The organism is Mesobacillus sp. ABV4_180, from assembly GCF_056158485.1.
In genome coordinates, this window is record NZ_JBSWTJ010000001.1 from 3,460,507 (window position 1) to 3,482,106 (window position 21,600).

Here is a 21,600-nt window from a genome sequence, read left to right on the forward strand (position 1 = left end):
CCTCCTAAAATCAAATTCTAAAATATCATATCATATCGAGTAAAAAAATCCTAAAAATTATGTACCCAAGTCAAAGCCTAGCCCTCCACTTTATTCCTCAACATCCCAATCCCTTCGACAGTAATTTCAATCGTATCCCCTGCCTTCAGGAATCTTGGAGGCTTGAACCCTTTCCCAACTCCAGCGGGTGTACCTGTTGCAATGATATCCCCTGGTTCGAGGGTCATTCCCTGCGAAAGCACTGAAATGATTTCTTCGATCGGGAAAATGAAGTTCTCGGTGTTTGAATCTTGTCTGACTTCACTATTGACTGTCGTCTTGATGTTCAAATTGTTTGGATTCCCTAAGGCGGATTTATGAACAATCCATGGCCCCATCGGGCATGTCTTATCAAGGCTTTTGCCAATGAAGAACTGCTTGTGCTTTGCCTGAAGGTCCCGGGCTGTCACATCATTCACAATCGTATAGCCAAACACGTAATCTAAAGCATCTTCCCTTGGGATTACTTTTCCTTCCTTGCCGATGACTACAGCAAGCTCGCCTTCGTAGTCCAATTGCTCTGTCAATTCTTTATGCTCATTGATATTTTCTTCATGTCCGATTACGGTTGTTGGTGCTTTCGTGAACACCATGATATGTTCCGGGATATCTTCCTTGCTGCCCATTTCAATCGCATGCTCTGCATAATTTTTGCCGACACAGAAAATATTCTTGGCCGGACGCGGAATTGGAGCAAGTATTGACACAGACTCAAGAGGAAGATAAAGTTCAGTTTCAAGTTTGTTTTCCTCAACCCACCGAAGCAGCCTTTGAACGTCCTGGTAAAATGAATCTCCACTCGTTATTGCTTCAAGCAGAGAACCTGGAACAGAAGTCACGCTTTCCATTTTTTCAAAAGCGGTCCTTAGCGGCAGGACTTGGCTGCCTTCTTGATTAACAATCCCGATGAATTGACCATATTCATTTTCAAATGTAGCAAATTTCATTTTATTGACCTCCTATGGCTTTATTTAAAGACAGGCACTCAAGAAATTCTTCTGTTTCACGCGGAGAAGTGAAATGATAAACTGCCTTCCCCTGCAGCTTTAATTCATCCAATCGCGCAATGATTGCAGGCGCGTTGTTCCGCTTATAATGAGCAACCCATTTAATGAACTCCCAATCAAGTTTTTCCGGGCAGCCTGCATTCATATCAGGCCTTGTTTTTCCATGATACATGATTCTTCTCTTAAAGATGCCATAGAGGCATCTTGAGGTGGAATAGTCGAGAAAAATGATGGAGTCGGCAGCATCAGCCCTCATGTCCATTGTCCCGCCGTAGTTTCCATCTATGATCCACGATTCTTCTTCCATGATTTTCGCGATGCACGCCCTCCACTCTGTCTTATCCATCGGTACCCATCCTGGTTTCCAGTATAACGCATCGAGATGGTGAACCTTTCGTCCGAGAATCTCTCCCAGCTTCCGTGCGAGCGTGGATTTCCCTGCACCGCCACAGCCAATGATGAGGATCTTATGCATCATGGATGTCCACTTTTTAAAGGCTGTTTTTTCATATGGGTACCGGAGCGCCAGAGCCATTCAACCGGGCCATAGTAAAAATTCCTGACCCACCAGGTGCTTAAGGCAAGCTGGATGGCATAAACCAGCAATGCAAGAATTGTCCCTGCAAAAATTGATGTTTTGCCAAAATATCCAAACCCATAGCTGTAAAAAATCAGCGTTGAAACGATAGACTGTAATAAATAATTGCTGATTGAAAGCCTGCCGGCAGCCTCCAGCGGGTATAGCATTCGATCAAAATTCCTGTTTTCCGATGCGAGGGCAATTGTTAAGGCATACGACATTGCAACCATCGCTCCGCCAAAGACATCCTGGGCATAATCCGTCATCAATGTTCTTCCAGCAAGATATGGAACAGCTTTTAACAACAGCCCAATCATTGCGAGTCCAACAGCTGCGGCCGCCATCTTTTTTCTGTTGGCTCCTACATCCTCAAACAGCCTCATTTTTGCGGCACCAGCACCGATCATCAAAAGAGGCAGGATTGTGATCAAGTAAAAAATCAGGCCGATCAGGTTATTGTTCTCATACCATTCTGATATTCTCTGCTCTGTTATTTCAGAAAAACTGCCAGTTTGATAGACTCGAATCGCTTGCTCCGCAGCCTGTCCATCATACATGGAAAACTCAGACCCGCCGTCCACAATGGATGCAGCACCAAGCATCAAAAGCAGCAGCAGGTTTGGCACAATGTATAACGTCAGACCAGCAATAAATAGCCGTTTGGCACTCCAGCCCAGGAACAAAAGCAAGGCAAAACCACAAACTGCATATGTGATGAGGATATCTCCTTCCCAAATAAGAAAAGCGTGGATCATCCCAATTAACAAAAGAATGGCAAGCCTCCTCACTGCCAAAGGAGTGAATCTCAGCCCTTTATCAAGAGTCCTTTCCCTCAATATAACCAGACCATACCCGAACAGCATGGCAAACAGCGGATAAAAGCTGGCCTGTACAAATAAATCAATGAACCTGTATGTAAATAAATTATGTGTTCCATCCCACCATTTTTCAGGATCAATATAAAAATACGGTGAATGGAATGAAATCATGTTCACCAAAAAAATACCTAACAATGAAAAGCCCCTCATCCGGTCAATTGACACGATTCGGCTGCCGGGCTTTTGTGACTTAAGCTCCATACTCCCCCTCATTCCATCCAAAAGTTTACATCTAATCTATGTATATCACACAATACGCCTTCATGCCAAAGGGTATAAATGACTTTAATAAAAGAAGAAAGGGACTTCCTTAATACGGCAGCCCCCTTCAATCATTTAATTTACAAATCTGCCAGTCTTCCCTTTTTCTTCCCAATATTCATTCCTCAGGTGGACCTTTTGAATTTTGCCTGAAGCGGTTTTCGGCAGCTCTTTTACAAAAGTGACGCCAGTGATGGCTTTGAAATGGGCCATCTTTTCTCTTGAAAAAGCGATCAGATCCTGTTCGCTGACTTGCTCATTTTCACGAAGCACGACATAGGCATGCGGTGTTTCGCCCCATTTTTCATGAGGTACTGCGATAACCGCGGCTTCAAGTACTGATGGATGGTCATAGAGTACGCCCTCGACTTCAATGGAAGAAATATTTTCTCCGCCGCTGATGATTACATCTTTTTTGCGATCGACAATATCAACATTGCCGTATTTGTCTACTGTTGCCATGTCACCGGTATGGAGCCACCCATTACGGATTGTCTCCATTGTAGCTTCATCATTTTTCCAATACCCTTTCATGACGCCATTGCTTCGTGTGATGACTTCGCCAATTTCCTTCCCATCGTGGGCAACCTCTTCCCCGTAATCATTTACTACCTTTACCTGGCAGCCAATCATCGAGATTCCTGCTTTCGCTTTCATCCGGTATTGTTCGCCCAAAGGAAGATGCTTCAAATGGGACCTTACCGTCGAAATCGTGCTAAGCGGCGATGACTCTGTCATGCCATATACCTGGATGAACTCCCAGCCAAGTTCCTTTTCCACGCGGGTCACAAATGCCGGCGGCGGTGCAGAACCAGCAATGACTACACGAACTGGCTGCTCGATGCCCGGGTGATTCTTTTCATAAAACTGGAGCAGCGAATTAAGTACAGTAGGGGCCATATGCATGACGCTGACTTTATGTTTTTCCAATGCATTAAAAATCGTTTCAGGAGTCGTTTTCCTCAGGCATACCTGGGAAGCGCCGTTCGCTGTGTAATAGAATGGGGAACCCCAGCCATTCACATGGAACATCGGCAGGACGTGCAGCAAGACATCTTCGTCGCTGACTCTTAAGTGGTGCATCGTGGTTAAGGCATGGATGTAATTATTGCGGTGAGTAAGCATGACGCCTTTCGGATTCCCCGTTGTTCCGCTTGTATACAGAAGGCTGCAGATATCATTCTCGTCAAGCTCTTCCCGTTTGAAATCATCATAAGAATACTGTAAAAGCCATTCATCATAGCCTATTTCGTCCAGGCCATCTTCCTTGTAATGGACAATGATATGATTCACGCTTTCCAGCTGGCCTTTGATCGGCTGAATCAGATGATATAAATCCTGATCCACAAACAATATCTTCGATTCACTGTGGTTCAGGATGAACAAATAATCATCCGGTTTCAAGCGGATATTCAAAGGCACCATCACGCCCCCTACCTGGAAAACACCATAGAACCCCTCAAGCATCTCGATCGAATTTGGAGCAAGATAGGCAACCCTGTCGCCCTTCGCGACACCAAGCTTTCTCAATCCATCTGAAAGCCTGTTTACTCTGCCATTCAAATCACGGTATGTAAGCGCCCTGTCCTCAGAGTAAATGGCTGTCTTATCACCATATAGTGACACTGCCCGGTCTAAAAACTGATTCAACAGCAATGGAACGTTCATGATTAGCCCCCTGTATAATAAATTTAAAATTCTAAATATATAAATATTTTACCATATTGTTGAACCTGTTATATAACTTTTTGTCTGTTGTATAACATGCTTTCCTGAAACAAATAGGCATTTTAATCACATTCTCTTTTTGGGCACATAGGATAATAAAGAAATATTAGTAAAGGGTGTTGCTCATGCCAGCAATTGTTGGAGTCGCACAGGTCATCTCACTCGGGAACAGCGCTGTTTTCCACATTGGCGATGTATACAGTATATGCCCGGTATCCAACGCCAAGACTTTTTCTGGGGCTGGTTCATTCAATACCGGGGACGGATTGACCGTGTACAATAATCAAAGCTCGACGAATACCTATGATCCAGATGCAGTCGATCAGGGAAACTATTTAAATTTTTGATGTGGGTGATTCAAGATGAATTTCTATATACAGCAATCCATTCATATTAATATGTTAAAGATTGATGGAATCACAAACTCCTCCGTTTTACAAATTGGGAGCGCAGGATTGATCAAGCCTGTATCCTACCTGTATAATACCGGGGGTTTTACTGAACCTGCACCTCAGGCTATTCATCCGAGTGAAATCACAACGGGTATGGAAGGGACTTCAAGCACACTTTTAGCACCAGCCGTACCCTTGCAGGCTCCTCGTAAGGATTAACATGAAATAAAATAACTGGTTCGAAACGAGGTGATTCATTTGGACGCGGAATTCTATCAGTATGTAAAAAAGCTGCATTTATATGTAGAGCATCAAAGCAAAAAGACTGCCAGACTGGAGAAATTGGTCCATGAGCTTCAGAAGGAAATAATTGCACTGAAGGAGCGGCCTCCGGTTCAAATTGGAAATATCGAGTATAAATTCGACCAGCTGAAGGTAGAAACACTTGAAGGTACATTGAACATTGGATTAAATCCAGCTGAACTGGACGGGATCGAGGATTTTACCGTTGACCAGAAGGCTGTGAATGTTCCGATTCCACCTAAACAGTTATTTCAAAGGACTCTTGAAATCGAAACAGCGCTTCACCAGTATCTTGAAACAGATTTAGAGAATATCTACCGAGATGCCCAAACGAAGCTTGGAATCAATGTAGATGATTCTTATTTTACTTTTATAAAGGACGATATTAAAAAACAGCTGTCTGGCAGAGTCTCGGCACATTTGAAGGAACGTTCCACTGCTGCACGTGGTACAGAATTAAGCCCGGAGCTGAATCAACAGGTGATTGATTTGCTTAAGCAGGAAATCCAGAATGGTGTGTTCCTGTTCCTGAAAAACCTGCCAGACAAAGTGAAGGAAGGTAGCTCTGAATGAATTTCCAAGTATATAACCGCGATATCTGCGTCGGTGACATCAGAGTCATCGGCGTTTCAAGCTCCTCGCTATTGATGGTTGGTGATGCTGAAACAATTCAGCTGGCTGCGACATTTGACACTCCGGCAGAATCGCTGATTGTCGGTCCGTTTGTCCCGCTGTCAGCGGAAGCGTGATTTTATGCTTCAAAGAACAGCATGTGTTGACCACATAAAGGTGGACTCGGTATCTTTCTCTTCCATCTTCCAGATTGGGGATTCCGAGAGAATCCAGGGTTTCTCAAGAGCCCTGGCAGTCCAACGGGAAGCGGAAATATTTTTCACTAATGAAGGCAATTTCTTCGCATACTCCATTTTTTCAGAAGAGATTCCATTTAACCCCATCAATGAAACTGTGAGCAGGTCGACCTATAATATTAACCCTGTTTTGAAGGTCGGAAACATCGACATCATGGGTGCTTCCTCGTCATCAGTCGTACACCTCGGGAACAGTCGCCACATTTCCATGGAAGCGCGAGTAAAGCATATACGTCAGCTGCTGCCACGTAACTCCACTGATTTATAAAAGAAGATCTGGCTTGCAAAAAAATTGTATGATGCTTTTATAGAATCGGTTCAATGGAATGTGAAAAAGTAGAAAAGGATGTTTTCAAATGCCAGCAATAATAGGCCCTGTACAAATCATAAATGTCGGCGGCGGGACAGTGCAGTTTGGCGATACTCTGTTCATCTCGCCGAAAAGCAATTCAAAGACAATCGCTGGTCAGGGTGGTTTTAATACTGGCGGATTCATTATCACGAATAATGGATTGAGCGCAAACAATGTGCTCGATGCCAACCTGATCGACCAGCCGACAGTCGGAAATAACTAACGCTTTTTTTGTTTTCGAACATTGGATTTCGAAATTCTTGGCAGCCTTGCAGGAGGCTGCTTTTTTATCCACTTCACAAATTTATGTATATCAGGATGTTTCTTCAGCAATTCAACCGTATACAGAACCTCTGCCAGCTCCTCATTCGTGAAAAGCGCATGAATCTGTTTATGGCATGGAATGCAAAGGTCAGCAGTCGGCAAGAAGGTTCCCCCCATTTCCTTCGGAGTCAGATGGTGTACCGTCACCTCAACCTCATCCCTGCAGCATAGCTCACATGTTCCTGTTTGTTTTTTCTTTACCAAATGACGATTCCCTCCCCAGGTTGATATGGGCTCAAATCAATATGTATGCACATCTTTTATTATCCCCCGGATCAAGAGTTAACTCTTGTACAATTACCCGATTATCAGGTCGTCAATACTCGCTTCATTGGTTCCCTCTTTTGCTATAATTTCGATTTTCAGTACACCAATATGCTTCATTGGTTACCACTTTTTCCTAAAATCGGAAATTTAGAGCACCAATCGGCATAATTGGCGCCTTGTTTTTCCTGAAATCGGAAATTTAGGCCACCAATCGGCATAATTGGCACCTTGTTTTTCCTGAAATCGGAAATTTAGGGCACCAATCAGCGTCATTGGCGCCTTGTTTTTCCTGAAATCGGAAATTCAGGGCACCAATCAGCGTCATTGGCGCCCTATTTTTCCTGAAATCGGAAAATTAGGCCACCAATCGGCATAATTGGCGCCTTGTTTTTCCTGAAATCGGAAATTCAGGGCACCAATCAGCGTCATTGGCGCCCTATTTTTCCTGAAATCGGAAATTCAGGGCACCAATCAGCGTCATTGGCGCCCTATTTTTCCTGAAATCGGAAATTCAGATCACCAATCAGCGTCATTGGCGCCTTGTTTTACCTGAAAATAGAAATTCGGGTCACCAATCAGCGTCATTGGCGCCCTATTTTTCCTGAAATCGGAAATTTAGGGCACCCATCAGCGTCATTGGCGCCTTGTTTTTCCTGAAAATAGAAATTCAGGGCACCAATCAGCGTCATTGGCGCCTTGTTTTTCCTGAAATCGGAAATTTAGGGCACCAAATACAGTCCATTAGCTTCCTTTTCATTAATAAAATCCGAATGATTGAGTATCAATAGTCTGCACATTATCATAAAAAAAGAAAACCGGTCAGGCTTCATTGTGCTCACCTGACCGGTTTCCTTATTTATTCAATTAATCATTGTTCGAGCTCAAGAAGGTGTCCGCCATCAAAGAAATACAGATACTTTTCTTCTACTGGCTGCTTCCACACTTGTTCGATTGCTTTTGCATAGAGACTGATTTGGATCCGGTATCTTTCTTCCAGAATCGGCTTTGCCTGTTCAAAACCGCCTTTGTAGCGGTCATGGATTCCGTCTGTCTTAAAGTCGAGCAGGACCGTTCCTCTCTCATCCTGGAAAATGCAGTCGACTACCCCCTGGATAAAGATCGGTTCATTTTCTCCCTGCCAGTCAGGATATACTTCCTTTGACGGAAGGGACAGATAGAATGGAACCTCCCGGCTGACCTTTTCTGCATTCAAAAGACGCTTGCCGATTTCGGTATCAAAAAACGCGAGAATCCACTTCTTCTCGATTGCCTCCCGCTGTTCCGGGAAAAGCAGTTCCTTTTCGACCATTTTTTCCATCTGAAGTTCGAGCGACTCTTCGGTGACAGGCTGGGTAAGGTCAATATGTTGCATGACCATGTGCATCGCGGTTCCGCGTTCAGCCGGGGTCAGCTTTTTCTCCTGCATGAACCTTGGCCTGTTGAGGATCGGCTTTGCAAACCGGCGGACAATCTGGGTGCCACTCTCCTCATCCCGGGTTTCATGATTGCGCTTCAGCTCGGTCACCGACTGCTTGGAACGGTGATTTGCAGCTTCGTTGTAATGGTATTTCCATGAAAGCTGCCTGTTCACCGTTTCGGCCAATTCGGAGGCATTATTAACCGGTTTTCCTGATGCAACAAGATCCATCAGGCTTTCATATTCTTCCGGTTTTTCTTCAGCATAGGAAGCAACTTCCTCTGCTTTGATACTTTCAATTTTCCAGCGTGAAGGATGGCAGGTTATTTCCTCACCCAGAGACGGATGAAGGCTTGCTTCGCTCGCTCTTATCAAGTCACAATCCTTATGGCGGATGACAGCCGGGCCGATCCAGTCGATATAGCCTAAGGCAGAAGCCCTTAAATATTCATCCAGCAGCCAATCCGGATGGCTTGCCTCGTCCTCCCACTTGCTTATTGTCTTGTCTGCATCCTTAACTGATCCAATTAGATAGAGCTTTTCTTTTGCTCTCGTCAAGGCTACATACAAGACACGCATTTCCTCCGCAAGCATTTCCATCTTATGTTTACGCTTGAAGGCCAGCTGCGGCAATGAAGGGAAGGAAATCCGCTTCTCTGGATTGATATATTTAGCTGCGAAGCCAAATTCTTTGTCGAGCATGTAAAATTTCTTCAAGTCCATCGTATTGAAATTGCGTGCAAGTCCTGCAACGAAAACAACAGGGAATTCAAGCCCTTTGCTGCTATGGATCGTCATGATCCTCACAACATCCTCCTGCTCGCCCAGCGCTCTGGCAGCACCAAGGTCATCTCCGCGTTCCCTCATCCTTTCTATGAAGCGCAAAAAGCGGAACAATCCGCGGAAACTAGTTGCTTCATATTGTCTCGCCCGGTCATATAGTGCCCTTAGGTTTGCCTGGCGCTGCTTCCCGCCAGGCATTCCGCCTGCAAAGTCAAAGAAGCGCGTTTCCCTGTACAACTGCCAGATTAAATCTGATACAGATCCCTGTCTTGCCGCAGTTCTCCATTTCCTTAAGCCTTCAAAGAAACGGTTTGTCTTTTCATGAAGGGCTTCATTTTCAGGTGTCGGTCTTTGAAGACAAAATGTCGTCAACGCCTCATAAAAGGAACCGCGTTTCTGGCTGATCCTGATAATCGCCAGCTCTTCTTCATTCAAGCCGACGATCGGAGACCTCAAGACTGCAGCCAGTGGAATATCCTGATATGGGTTATCGATCACCTTCAGCAAGGAAAGCATGATTGCGACCTCTGTGGCCTGAAAATAGCCAGTCGACAGGTTCGCGTAAATCGGAATGCCCTGCTGCTTGAATTCCTCCATGATTTGAGGGGCCCATGTCATCGAGCGCAGTAGAATGACAATATCCCGGTAGTTGACAGGCTTCGAAGTCATTGTTTTCGCATTATAGACTCCCCGGCGCTCCTCCACCATATCCTTTATATGCTTGGCCATAAGCCTAGCTTCAAGCTGGGATTGTTCAAGATCATCCGCGTCGAATTCAGCGGCTGCTGATTCACTGTCTTCAGTATTTTCCGTTTCTCCTGTTGCGCCTTCGCCTCTATCAATCAGCAGCAGCTCGACAGGGTACTGCTCATCCTCAGGATATGGAGCACCTTTTTTCAATTCTGCATTTTCATCGTAATGAATTTCCCCTACCTTGACGCCCATGATCTGCTTAAATAAATAATTAGTACCATCAAGAACCTCACTTCGGCTCCGGAAATTCTTTGCCAGGTCGATTTTCAATCCAGTTTCTTCCCCATCAGAGGTAAACCTGTTGTATTTACCAAGGAACAGATTTGGTTCTGCAAGACGGAACTTGTAGATCGACTGTTTTACGTCCCCAACCATGAACAGGTTTCCGGCTGCTTCCCCATCGGCGGTCACAAGCTGGATGATGGCTTCCTGGACCATGTTTGTATCCTGATATTCGTCCACGAGCACTTCCTTGAATTTATTCTGGTATGCTAGTGCTGCTTCAGAAGGAACTGCACTAGCATACAGAATGTCCTGTTCGCCTGGTTTTGCGGTCAGGATATCCAGTGTATAATGCTCAAGGTCTGAAAAATCCACAAGGCCGCGCTCCTGCTTCACTTCTCCAAAACGCTTTGAGAATTCCTTTACGAGAGCGATCAGGACAGCAATCAACGGCTTCATTTCCTGCATATCACTCATAAAGCTCTCAGGCTTTCTGGAAAACAGTTCGCTTCGTAAATCCTGGACGATTTTCTTTGCCCGATCACGAAGCTTGGCGGCCTTGTCTACAAGATCCTTGTTGTAATCATCGCCCTTGCATACCTTTGCCCTACCGAAATTGGCAAGCTGTATCGCTTCATAAAGATCGGACCAGGACTGGTTTTGAGCATTCAGCAATGTATCAATCACATGAATATCTTCTGTAAAATTCACTGACCTTGGCGCAGGGCCTCCGGGCATCCTTGCAAGTTCAAGCCCTTTTTCAAGCAGCTGTTTCGCCCCCTGAAGCTGAAGCTCAATATCAGCCATGAGCACCTTCATGAATGGCAGGCTCTCAATCGCTGCGCTGCCTGCCGCATCATACATGGATACGATTGAGTCTAGATAAACGTCCGGAGAAGGATTTGACCGCGCGAAATCAAACAGGTCGACAATAATATCCTTCAATCCTTCATCACTGCGGTCATTCGTGAAAGCATCCACCAGGTTGAAAAACGGCTGATTATCTGCCTTCCCGTACTCTTCTTCAAAAAGTTCTTCAATAACTTCATCCCTCAGCAGCTGGCCTTCGGTTTCATCCGCGATTCTAAATCCCGGGTCAACATCGATTAAATAATAATACTTCCTGATTACCTCAAGACAAAAAGAATGGAGTGTTGAAATCGATGCCCTGTTCAATAGGCTCAGCTGTTTTTTTAGATGAGCTGAGTTTGGATTGCTGTCAATTGCTTTTTCCAGCGCCTCGCCAATCCTGTGGCGCATTTCCGCTGCAGATGCATTAGTAAAGGTTACGACGAGCAGTTCGTCGACATCAATCGGATTGTTCTCTGAAGTAATTTTCTTGATGATCCGCTCAACCAGCACGGCTGTCTTTCCTGACCCTGCCGCCGCCGCGACGAGAATGTCCTGCCCCGATGCCATGATTGCCTTCCACTGGTCTTCCGTCCAGGTTGCTCCTTCCGGCACTGGTGGTATGTTCAATTTAGCCAAGATCCTCTTCCTCCTCCCCGATTGATGAAAGAATGTCCACCTTCTTGATTTCTTCTAATCTATCAGTCTTTATCGATAATCCATCGTTTACTTTTAAGTTTTGATCTTGTCTCAGTGCCTCTAGCAAATCGTCCTTCTTGATGACTGGAAGCTTCCTGAAGTCGTTCGATTCTACCGCCTGGTCGAACTGGCAGACTGGCTTGAAGGAACAGAATGTGCACGGTGCGCGGTCCTTGAGCTTATATGGCGCAACATCCACGATGCCACTGACAATCCTGTTTCCTGTTTCTACATATTTGTGGCGTACAAATTGCCGCAAATGATCAAAGTCTTCCCTGCTTGCAACCTTTGAGCTCTTCAGCAGACTGCCATCCTTTTTGAATCCCGCAGAAATGATCTGTGAACTTCCCGTATCCAAACCTTTGTCCATCATCCTGATGACATTTTCATCACTTAGCAGCAGTCCGTTCATCTTGAATCGTTTGAGGATTTCCTCTTCTATTTCATCGAGTGTCAGCATTTTTGACGCATTGACAATCGGGTTATGGACATGGAAATACAGGACACCTGCAGGATCAGCCTGCTTACCGACTAACAATGGTGAATGGGTGATGATAATATCCAGATAGGTTAGCATCTGGAGTGCAACACCATAATAAACCTCTGTCAGATTGACATCCTTCACGCTAGACTTATAGTCAATAACCCTAAGGTACATACCCTGGTCATCCTCTGCCTTGTCGACACGGTCGATCCGGCCCATCAATTCCATCCTGGTGCCATTTTTCAATGAGAATGCTAGTGGAGGAAGTTTTCCCTGACGTCCGAAACCGAGTTCCAGCCCTACCGGCGAAAACCCGCTTACTTTGGCATGGTCGCTTAATACAAGGGACGCACGGCTGATGATATTTTGCAGCTTTTGCCTGATATAATGGTGCCTGTTCGAGCTCAGCAAGATTTCATTCTGCAATTTTGGTGCAAGCTTTTGTACAGCGTCCCTTGCCAGTTCTTCAGCCTGTGCTTTGGTAAGCTGGGCCCAGCTCAGGTTTTGCTCCATGACTGTTTCAGCGATTTCTTTCAAGGCAGCATGGAACAGGTCCCCGATATCAGGAGCCTCAAGCCGGAATATCTGGCGATCGCGAAGCTTCAAGCCATGCTGGACATAATGAGAGAACGGGCAGCTGTTGAAGAGTTCCATCCTCGATACACTCGCTTCAATTTGTTCTCCGTAAAGCTCCTTTGTCACTGGTTCTGAAAGCTGCTTCGTCCTGTTTTCGTAAAATAGACTGGAGAGTACCTTTCTCGCCGTATCCGACCAGCGATGGTTCTTCATATAGTAATTGTACACATCCCACCAGAATTCATAGACAGGATAGTTGCGTTTCTTCAATTGAAGCTGAGAAGTCAGGTATGACAAGGCAACATTTTCGCCTGCTGCATATTCTAGCTGTTCCTCTTCCGGCAATTCAGATGGATCTGGTACTAAGAAATGAGCTTGATGTTCCGGCACAAGATCAGATATTCTTTTGATATAAGATGAAGGCATCAAGGCTTTTCCTTCTTCATTAGCAATTGGATAACTGATATACAGTTGCTCTGATGGCGTCACAAATGCTTTATAGGCAATGAAGTTTTCATCCAGCAGCTTCGTTCGGCTGCCAGGTGCAAGCTTGATGCCATTTGACTGCAGAAGTTCACGGTCATCATCCGCAAAAATTCCTTCCTCCTTCATCTTCGCAGGAAGAACACCTTCATTGACTCCGATGACAAAAGCAATCTTTATATCGGCAAGCCTTGTCTTTTCCAAATCAGCAACCAATACCTGATCAATCGCCGGCGGAATCAAGGAAAATCTCAGGGATTCGAAACCAGCGTCAAGGATGGAAGCGAACTGTTTCGGCGCCACTTTGCTGTCCCCGAGCATCTCGACGAACTGGTCAAGCAGGTCGATCACGGCATTCCAAGCTTGTTCATGCTCTCTTGCCTCAACGAGCCTGCCCTCCTGTTCAGCAAACATTCTCCAGGCTTCAAGCTTCGCCGGAATATCAAGTTCCTCCATAAAAAGATACACCGCTTCAGAGAGCTTCCTTCCGGTGTCAGCACGCTTCAGTCGGCGAGCCATCCGCTGCAGAGGTGCAGTGATCAAAAGTCTCAGGTCATTCAGTTCCTGTTCCATCTGTCTTTCTGCATCTGTCTGAGCGACACCGTCAAATTCAAGGCCGCGAATCCTTCTGTACTTCCACCGGTCCTTCTTCGTCCATTTATCCCCCTGGATGCCATATGCAAGGACATAGTTCTCGAGAACATCCATTTGTTCACGCATCTTGTTTAGATTAGCTCCATCCGGGAACAGCAGGTCCGTCTTTACAGCCCTGAATATTGGTTCGTACCGCCAGTTCCCCAATACTGTTTCAAGGCTGGAGCGTACAAGCTCGACCAGCGGATGGTGTAGCATATTCCTTTTCTGATCGATAAAGGAGGGCAGTCCGTAATCGTCAAAAATCGTTTCAAGCACTTCACGGTATTCGCTGCCTCTCATTAAAACGGCAATATCGCGATAGCGGTAGCCCTGTTCCCTTACAAGTCCGAGGATTTTCCTTGCGACTCCTTCCAGTTCCGCACGCTTGTTTGCCGCCTGGGCAATATGGATCGCAGCCTCCCCGTGATATCTTGCAGCCGGCCTGGAATCGAATTCCCTTTCAAGATGCTTCAGTGATTCATCCTGCCATCGCATCTGCTCTGTTAAAACGACCTCTTCCTCCAGCTCATACCTCTTCGTCCTGATCATCTCATGAAGAGTCTGGCATGTTTCACCCGTCACCCTGAACAAATGAAGCTCATCAGGCTGTTCATCTTTGTAATCCTTGTCAACCGGCAGTGCAATCGTCACTCTTTTACAATTGCCAATCAATTGGTCAATGATCATCATTTCAAGGGGAGTGAAGCTGTAAAAGCCATCTATATACACTTCGGCATTTTTCAGGTATTCCGATGCCGGCACTTTTTCTGCAAGCAGTTTGAAATAATCCTCTGAATCGATGTATTTTCCGAACAGCTCATCTTCAAACTGGCGGTAAACGAGCTCCAGGTCATGGAGTTTATCTTTAAGTGCCTTATTACCTACTGGGCTTCCTTGCATTTTTTCTGTAATCTCATCAGGATTGATCGCATATCGCTTGAACTCAATCAGCATCTGCTCCATCTGCAGGACAAAGCCGTTTTTATCCGCGGCTTTTTGGAAGATTTTCAGTTCATCCTTTTTGTCTTCAATGATTTTTCGGATCATCATGCTGATTCCGACACTATCCAAATGATGACGGGTATATCCTCCGGTTTCCTGAAGGACTCTCCAGGCAAGGCGCGGAAAGCTGTAAACCTGCGCTCTGATCATTCCCCCGAGCTCAGGGTCAGTGGATAATCTGTATTCAGACAGGAATGACATTTGTTCAGGTACAAGATAAATCACCGGGTCGCCCTGCGGGTCGGCAATGAGCCTGTCCTTTATTTCCTTAATGATCAGCTCGGTTTTTCCGCTTCCCGAGCGCCCCAGTACCAAACGTACAGACATCTGACTTCCCCTTTCTCTCTTTTAAAATTAGGATCTCTTATGTTTAATAATACCATCTAAAAATCGAAAAAAGGCGCTCCATTTCCATGCGCCTTCTGATGCCAAACAATTGTTCTGTATGTAATCCATTATACCTTTTTTACCACCTATTTTGGAAGCAAAGAGGCCGTTAATTTTTCCCAAAACAACCTGCAAAATGCTGGGCAGCAGCATATGTTGTGAATGGCAGGTGATAAACATGAACTCCTTGACCTTTTTTCAAAAGGCTTCTATCCTACTAACACTATGTGCGATTATGGTCGCGAGCAATATTTATACGCTGATTCCCATCTATTCTGTGCTTGCGGAAAACCTGGCAATCGCCGAATCACAAGTCGTTCTCGCCAGCGGTCTGTTTACCTTTTTCTATGCCTGTGGGCTGCTGTCATTCGGTCCTGTTTCCGATTATACGGGCCGGCGGAAAATCCTTGTATTTGGATTATTGGCGTCCGCGCTGACGACATTGGCTGTTGCTTTTTCCGAAGGGGCGCTGAGCCTGTGGTTCGCCCGTTCATTTCAGGGGCTGACACTGGCTACCTTTGCTTCAGTGGCCTTTGCCTACTCCTACGATTTATTTACATTCCGCCAACGTACCATCCTGGTAGTACTGATCAACACCGGGTTTTTGATTGCCGGAATTTTTGGCCAGGTTGCCAGTGCCTTCATTGCCGGACTGTTTTCCTGGAACAGTGTTTTCTTGTTTTTCTCAGCTGTTTATTTTTTTCTGTTTGCTGCCGCCTTTTTCCTGCTAAAAGAATCCCCAGCTCCAGCCGTTGAGAGCAAACCATTGTGGAAAATCTTCTTACAATTGTTAAAAGATCCGCGGCTGATGAAATGCTATATCATTTCTTTTTCACTGCTCTTCGCAATCATTGCATTTTATGATGCGATTGGCCGTTTTTTTGCCGGACCTGCGTCAGATTTGCTGATGATTCGGCTTGATGGGTTGATTGGCGCTGCCTTATCGCTTTTCACCGGAAAATTGATGGAAAAATGGGGTGAACTGCGGACATTGATCTTCGGGCTTGCGATTGGTTCTGCAAGTGCCTTCGGGCTGCTCTTTTTTCATTCAACTGGAGCATTAATCATTCTCTCGATATTTTTTGTTTCATCCATTTCACTCGTCATCCCGACTGTCATCACTTTGATCGGTTCCTATGGAAGCTGCCAGCGCGCCAAAGCACTCTCCCTGTATTCATTCGTTCTTCTGACCGGTGCAAGCCTCGCACCTCCAGCAGCTGCTGTTCTGCCCTTCAAAGGAGTCATGCTCCTGTTGGCGATGTTGTTCCTGTTTAATATTGTATTATGTCAAATAATAAAAAAGGCAGTTCAGCCAGATTGTGCTGGTTGAACTGCCTTTTTATCAAATGAACCGTATGTTTATTGAGAAGTCATCCGAAATCCTTAACTTTCAGCTGACCGGTTTCTGTTTTTCCGTGTTCAGCGCATATCCTTTCAGCATCATTTTATCGATTTTGCCTACATGAGTCTTCGGCATTTGTGTGATGAAATGAATCTGTTTAGGAATTTTGTAGCTCCCCAGCTTCTGCCTGCAATATATTTTTGCATCATCCTCTGACAAGGTGCCGCCATCTTCCAGGACGATAAATGCGGTTACGACTTCCCCCCATTTTTCATCAGGTATACCAATCACAGCTGCCTCCTGGATTGAAGGATGCGAGCAAAGCCAGTGCTCGATTTCAAGCGGGAAAACATTTTCTCCGCCCGTGATGATCATCTCTTTTTTCCTGCCGACAATGTAATAATAGCCTTCCGTATCCCTTTTGGCGAGGTCGCCTGTGTACAGCCAGCCATTCTTCAAGGCTTCATCGGTCGCGCTTTTGTTTTTCCAGTAAAACGAGAACGCATGCTTTCCCTGGAGTGCCAGCTCTCCAACCTCATCCGCTGAGGCCTCGCTGCCATCCTCGTTCAGGATTCTGGCTGAATGAAACAGCATCGGCCTGCCGACGGATCCTCTTTTCACATCCGCCACTGAGGGGTCGATGTAGAAATTATTCGGGCCCGCTTCGGTCAGCCCGTATCCTTCCTTGAAGGCAATCCCCTTCTGCTTGTATGCTTCATAGATTTCGAGCGGGCAAGGCGCACCTCCTGATAAAAACACTCTCATATTTTTAAATTCTGCTTTTTGAAAAAGCTCCGATTTTACCATCATATGGTGCATTGTCGGAACAAAAAGGACAATCGTACAACTGAAATTCAATAGATTGTCAATCGCATTTTCAGGTGTAAAATCCTTGGCCAATATGACGGTGCCCCCTGCCATCAGGATCGGAATCGAGAGGGCATTCAGTCCGCCCGTGTGGAATAAAGGCAAATAGGTTACCGTCCTGTCTTCATCCGTTAGATTCCAGCTTGCAATGGTGGAAATTCCGTTCCAGATGATCGCCCGATGTGACAGGACTGCTCCTTTTGGCTTTCCTGTCGTTCCGCCTGTATAAATCATCGCCAGCGGGTCTTCCTCGTCGATTTCTTCATGTTGGGGAAGCTTTCCGGCGAATCGGTCAATCAGCATATCATAGCGTGAACCATTAACTTGAATACAATCCTCATCCCGTTCCCAAATCATTGTCACTTCTTTTGTAAAATTCGATTGGAATGCCAGCAGAACCGGATCACAGTCTTTTATGATATACGCTAATTCATCAACAGATAATCTCCAGTTCAGCGGCACGAAAATCGCACCTATTTTTCCACAGGCAAACAGCAAATCGAAGTAGCTGATCCCGTTTGGCGCAAGCAGCGCAACTCTGTCACCCTTTTTGACTCCCTTTTCCTGCAGCCACACCGCGATTGCTTTAGCCCGATTGTTTAGTACACAGTAAGACCATTCTTGATCCGTGTCAGCATCGGCAATCGCAGCCGCCTCCGGTGTCAATCCAGCTCTTGATTCCAGCCAATCGAGCTCCCACCTCACCGCAATCTCTCCCTCTCTCGTCATGATGGATTCATTTTAGAAAATGAGAGTTACAGGTTAGTTACACTTTTTGCGAAAATGAGGTGACCGTCAAAATAAAAACACCACAGCAGCTTAGCTATGGTGTTCTCAAGCAGTTATCTAATCAACTCTTCTTCTGTGAATAATCCCATGCTCCTTACATGGTTCTTGGCCTCGGCATCGCCCAGTCTATAAACTATTGCGTAAATTTCTTTCAGGGCATTGTCGTATTCCGCATGCTCACGATCGGGATCCTTGAAAGGATGAAGATGGGAATTTCCGTATGTGGCCCAGTCCGCTTTGTAGTTTTCTTCAAGATATTCACGTAAATCCTTAATTTCCTCACCAGTTGCAATCAAGGTAAAATGGCCCTCTGGTTCAGACGGCGTGTCCAAAACCTCGCCGCTTTCTATATTAAAGAAATATTTCTGCTTTTGCTCTTCCATGTACAGCACCTCATTCTTTTTAATTACTATTTACCACTTTTAGAGTGGATTTAACCATTTAATAGTTGGTAATTACCCGAAGCGGAGCAAAAGCTAACATCTTAACTATGTATATTACCGGTTGGACAGAATATATTACCGGTTAAGCACAATATTTTACTGGTTGAATCGAATTTATTACCGGTTGAGCCCAATATATTCACGGTTGCACCAATTCCCAAAATAAAAAAGCGCAGCGAGAGCGCTTTTTCAAACTACATCATGATCCCGCCATCGACATGGAGGGTTGTGCCGTTTACGTAATTGGATTCGTCTGACGCAAGGAACAGATAGGCGTTGGCGATATCTTCAGGCAAGCCCAGCCTGCCGAGCGGGACGAGCATTTTCATTTGTTCAAGCACTTTATCTGGCACTTTGGCTGTCATGCCTGTTTCGATAAAGCCTGGAGCGACGGCATTGACGTTGATTCCTTTTCTGCCCAATTCTTTCGCCCATGTTTTGGTCATTCCGACTACACCGGCTTTCGTCGCTGCGTAGTTCGTCTGGCCGACATTTCCATACACTCCCGAAACGGAAGATGTATTGATGATTTTTCCGGCTCCCTGCTGAACCATGGCTTGCACAACGGCCTGGGCACAATTGAACACGCCGGTCAGATTCACGTCCACGACCTTCTGGAAGTCTTCGACCGCGAGCTTGTGCAGCATTCCATCCCTTGTGATACCTGCGTTGTTTACTAAAATATCAATCTTGCCGAAGTGTCCCAGTACGTTTTGTACCATTGAATCAACGCTGGTTCTGTCGGCTACGTTTACTTGAAAAAAGGCAATGTCATATCCTTCGCCAGAAAGTTCTGCTGCACGCTGTGACCCAGTTTCCTCGTCAAAGTCGGCCATTGCCACCTTTGCTCCTTCACGGGCAAAAGTCCTGGCTGCCGCGAGCCCGATTCCATTCGCAGCACCTGTTATGATCGCTACTTTATCTTTCAATCTCATAAAAACACCTTCCTACTCTGCTAAAAATCCTTCAATATACATAAGCAGCTGGTCCAGATCATCGACTAACGGGGAGTGCCCGCAGTTCTTCAGTTCCTCGAACCTTGCCCGGCCCTCAAAATCCTCGATAATCTCTTCCGTCATCCGCTGAGTGACAACGAGGTCGCGGTCGCCGCGGAGCACTAGTACAGGAATCCGGATATCTTTCACCTGGTTCGTACCCTCTGTCAATCCATTATTCTCAGCGCTTATGTTAAAAGTATTAAGAGAATGATAGACCTCTGCAAGATTGCGCTGTGTCAGCATATCATCAACATATTCCTCATAATGTCTCTCTTCCGGCTGGCGGTCCGTATAGATCAACATATTCCACATCGCTTTTAAAAACCCTCTATTTTGCTGATCATAGGCTGTCTGGACGGCAATCGTCTTACCCGAATCTGCTTTTACATCTTCATAAGTGACCAGCCTATTGTTTACATCAGGCAAGCCCTCTGGACTGGTGCCGAAGAATGGATATCCTCTGGTGGAAGCGGATGCGAGCAGCACAAGCTTTTCGCAATAGCCCGGATAATCAGCGGCAAACTGCATTCCAACCGCCCCTCCCGTCGACCAGCCAACCAGGGCAAAATCCTTCAATCCGATTTTATCGACAAACATCTTTACATCATCAGAAAAATTCTTGATCGACATGATTGGCTTATCGTAGCTGGAGCCGCCAAATCCCCTTAGGTCCAGCGCAAAAACTTTATACTCAGGATCCATCTGATCAATCAGCAAATCCCAATGCTTTGATGATGTCATGTTCCCGTGGATCAGCAGCACTTTTTTCACGCCGCCGTCCCGTTCCCTGTAGGCAAGATTTTCTCCGTTTGGCAACTCGATCTTTTTCAATTCTACTGCCATTTTTTCCATTCGAGCTTCACCCTTTCCCCCAGCGTATAGTTGTTGCTCCCCAGGCATAGCCAATACCTGCACTGACTAGTACGGCAACATCCCCATCCTTCAGCTTCCCTGCCTTTTCTGCCAGTTCCAGTGACAGGATCTGGTCGATTTGTCCAATATGACCATAATCTTCGAGATAAATAGATTTCGATGCCTCAATCCCCAGCTCCCGCAGAACATAATCGTGCGCTGACCGCTTCATGTGAAGCATGCCGACATATGCGATGTCTTTTTCGGAATAACCGCTCTTCTCAATGGATTTACGGATGACTTCAAGGAAATTGGACATCGATTTTTGCTCAAGCCTTTCCTTCATGCCCTGTGGATCGAGAACATCAAGCTGGTACAGCCCGCGTTCCAGGTTTTCTGCTGAAATCGGATTTTTCGTCCCGCCGGCAACAACGACAACATCCTCTGAAAAAGAACCATCCGTAATTAATACTGTTTCAAGCAGTAAATTTTCCTGATGGCCCTTTTTCAATAAAATTGCACCGCCGCCCGCGCCAAGATTGTACATAAACCTAGTCCTCGGATTCTGATAATCTATGAAATCACCATTGCGATATCCGCCCGCGAGAAGGACTGTATTAATTCCAGAATCCGAAAGCATCATCCCTTTTGCGAGTTTCAAAGCCATGACCGTCGTGCCGCATCTTAAGGCAGTATCAAAAGCCCATGCATTCCTAGCACCGATTTCCTCCTGCAGCTTAATTCCGGCAGTCCATAAAGGGTATTCCTTGTATTCTTCACCGATGTAGATGACAAGGTCGATCTCCATCGGGTCGATTCCTGCTTTTTCAATCGCAATCCTTGCAGCCTTGATTGCCATCTCGCATGTGTGGTCATCCGGACCGGGTACAGTTTTTTTCTTGATCCCCATTTTCTCTTCCACAACACCTTCAGGAATTCCTGCCAGCCTGGCAATTTCAGCTCCAGTAATATTTGATTCCGGCAGATAGATACCCGTACTGACAATCCCGATTTGCAT

At 45.7% G+C, this 21,600-nt stretch carries 19 protein-coding genes; 7 read left to right on the forward strand and 12 right to left on the reverse strand.

Going from position 1 to position 21,600, the window contains the following annotated elements; translation table 11 throughout:
* Positions 1 to 77: 77 nt before the first annotated feature.
* The 4 genes from ACXAEA_RS17705 to ACXAEA_RS17720 form a co-directional block, all read right to left on the reverse strand.
* The gene (locus ACXAEA_RS17705; protein WP_475097177.1) at positions 78 to 986 is read right to left on the reverse strand and encodes a fumarylacetoacetate hydrolase family protein; all 909 of its coding nucleotides are present in this window, start codon (positions 984 to 986) and stop codon (positions 78 to 80) included.
* Between the two features lies 1 nt (position 987).
* Positions 988 to 1,521 (reverse strand): DNA topology modulation protein, encoded by a 534-nt coding sequence (locus tag ACXAEA_RS17710; RefSeq protein WP_475098165.1) that lies wholly within the window; start codon positions 1,519 to 1,521, stop codon positions 988 to 990.
* On the reverse strand, positions 1,521 to 2,705 hold the full coding sequence (locus ACXAEA_RS17715; protein WP_475097178.1) for a DUF418 domain-containing protein: 1,185 nt from the start codon (positions 2,703 to 2,705) through the stop codon (positions 1,521 to 1,523). Before ACXAEA_RS17715 ends, ACXAEA_RS17710 begins: the two co-directional genes overlap by 1 nt.
* A 135-nt stretch (positions 2,706 to 2,840) precedes the next feature.
* The gene (locus ACXAEA_RS17720; protein ID WP_475097179.1) at positions 2,841 to 4,433 is read right to left on the reverse strand and encodes a long-chain-fatty-acid--CoA ligase; all 1,593 of its coding nucleotides are present in this window, start codon (positions 4,431 to 4,433) and stop codon (positions 2,841 to 2,843) included.
* A 185-nt stretch (positions 4,434 to 4,618) separates the two neighbouring features.
* Between ACXAEA_RS17720 and ACXAEA_RS17725 the strand changes: the two genes are divergently transcribed.
* From ACXAEA_RS17725 to ACXAEA_RS17750, 6 genes are all read left to right on the forward strand, one after another.
* Entirely contained in the window at positions 4,619 to 4,840 is a 222-nt protein-coding gene (locus tag ACXAEA_RS17725; protein ID WP_475097180.1) for a spore germination protein, read from the forward strand.
* A 15-nt stretch (positions 4,841 to 4,855) separates the two neighbouring features.
* Positions 4,856 to 5,104, forward strand: coding sequence for a spore germination protein GerPB (locus tag ACXAEA_RS17730; protein WP_475097181.1), 249 nt, complete (start codon positions 4,856 to 4,858; stop codon positions 5,102 to 5,104).
* 39 nt (positions 5,105 to 5,143) lie between these two features.
* A complete protein-coding gene (gerPC, locus tag ACXAEA_RS17735; RefSeq protein WP_475097182.1) occupies positions 5,144 to 5,761 on the forward strand; it encodes a spore germination protein GerPC in 618 nt (205 codons plus the stop codon).
* Positions 5,758 to 5,937: a spore gernimation protein GerPD gene (locus ACXAEA_RS17740; RefSeq protein ID WP_475097183.1), complete on the forward strand. Its 180-nt coding sequence runs from the start codon at positions 5,758 to 5,760 to the stop codon at positions 5,935 to 5,937. Before gerPC ends, ACXAEA_RS17740 begins: the two co-directional genes overlap by 4 nt.
* Positions 5,938 to 5,941: 4 nt before the next feature.
* Positions 5,942 to 6,325, forward strand: a complete 384-nt coding sequence (locus ACXAEA_RS17745; protein WP_475097184.1) for a spore germination protein GerPE — start codon at positions 5,942 to 5,944, stop codon at positions 6,323 to 6,325.
* Positions 6,326 to 6,413: 88 nt separating this feature from the next.
* On the forward strand, positions 6,414 to 6,632 hold the full coding sequence (locus ACXAEA_RS17750) for a spore germination protein (RefSeq protein ID WP_475097185.1): 219 nt from the start codon (positions 6,414 to 6,416) through the stop codon (positions 6,630 to 6,632).
* On the opposite strand, the gene ACXAEA_RS17755 is transcribed toward ACXAEA_RS17750, so the two are convergent.
* From ACXAEA_RS17755 to addB, 3 genes are all read right to left on the reverse strand, one after another.
* Positions 6,629 to 6,937 (reverse strand): HNH endonuclease, encoded by a 309-nt coding sequence (locus ACXAEA_RS17755; protein ID WP_475097186.1) that lies wholly within the window; start codon positions 6,935 to 6,937, stop codon positions 6,629 to 6,631. The genes ACXAEA_RS17750 and ACXAEA_RS17755 overlap by 4 nt on opposite strands.
* A gap of 931 nt (positions 6,938 to 7,868) precedes the next feature.
* Positions 7,869 to 11,663, reverse strand: a complete 3,795-nt coding sequence (addA, locus tag ACXAEA_RS17760) for a helicase-exonuclease AddAB subunit AddA (RefSeq protein ID WP_475097187.1) — start codon at positions 11,661 to 11,663, stop codon at positions 7,869 to 7,871.
* On the reverse strand, positions 11,656 to 15,231 hold the full coding sequence (gene addB / locus ACXAEA_RS17765) for a helicase-exonuclease AddAB subunit AddB (RefSeq protein ID WP_475097188.1): 3,576 nt from the start codon (positions 15,229 to 15,231) through the stop codon (positions 11,656 to 11,658). The genes addA and addB overlap by 8 nt, the downstream gene beginning before the upstream one ends.
* 238 nt (positions 15,232 to 15,469) lie before the next feature.
* Here addB and ACXAEA_RS17770 point away from each other — a divergent pair, with 238 nt between their 5' ends.
* Positions 15,470 to 16,621, forward strand: coding sequence for an MFS transporter (locus ACXAEA_RS17770; protein ID WP_475097189.1), 1,152 nt, complete (start codon positions 15,470 to 15,472; stop codon positions 16,619 to 16,621).
* Between the two features lie 60 nt (positions 16,622 to 16,681).
* Here ACXAEA_RS17770 and ACXAEA_RS17775 read toward each other — a convergent pair whose 3' ends face one another.
* From ACXAEA_RS17775 to ACXAEA_RS17795, 5 genes are all read right to left on the reverse strand, one after another.
* Positions 16,682 to 18,205, reverse strand: coding sequence for a class I adenylate-forming enzyme family protein (locus ACXAEA_RS17775; protein WP_475097190.1), 1,524 nt, complete (start codon positions 18,203 to 18,205; stop codon positions 16,682 to 16,684).
* 137 nt (positions 18,206 to 18,342) lie between these two features.
* Positions 18,343 to 18,672 (reverse strand): hydrolase, encoded by a 330-nt coding sequence (locus tag ACXAEA_RS17780; protein WP_475097191.1) that lies wholly within the window; start codon positions 18,670 to 18,672, stop codon positions 18,343 to 18,345.
* Positions 18,673 to 18,926: 254 nt separating this feature from the next.
* Positions 18,927 to 19,667: a 3-oxoacyl-ACP reductase FabG gene (gene fabG / locus ACXAEA_RS17785; protein ID WP_475097192.1), complete on the reverse strand. Its 741-nt coding sequence runs from the start codon at positions 19,665 to 19,667 to the stop codon at positions 18,927 to 18,929.
* A 12-nt stretch (positions 19,668 to 19,679) separates the two neighbouring features.
* Positions 19,680 to 20,582 carry an intracellular short-chain-length polyhydroxyalkanoate depolymerase gene (gene phaZ / locus ACXAEA_RS17790; RefSeq protein WP_475097193.1) on the reverse strand — a complete coding sequence of 301 codons (903 nt, stop codon included), beginning with the start codon at positions 20,580 to 20,582 and terminating at the stop codon, positions 19,680 to 19,682.
* A gap of 7 nt (positions 20,583 to 20,589) precedes the next feature.
* The gene (locus ACXAEA_RS17795) at positions 20,590 to 21,600 is read right to left on the reverse strand and encodes a 3-oxoacyl-ACP synthase (protein ID WP_475097194.1); all 1,011 of its coding nucleotides are present in this window, start codon (positions 21,598 to 21,600) and stop codon (positions 20,590 to 20,592) included.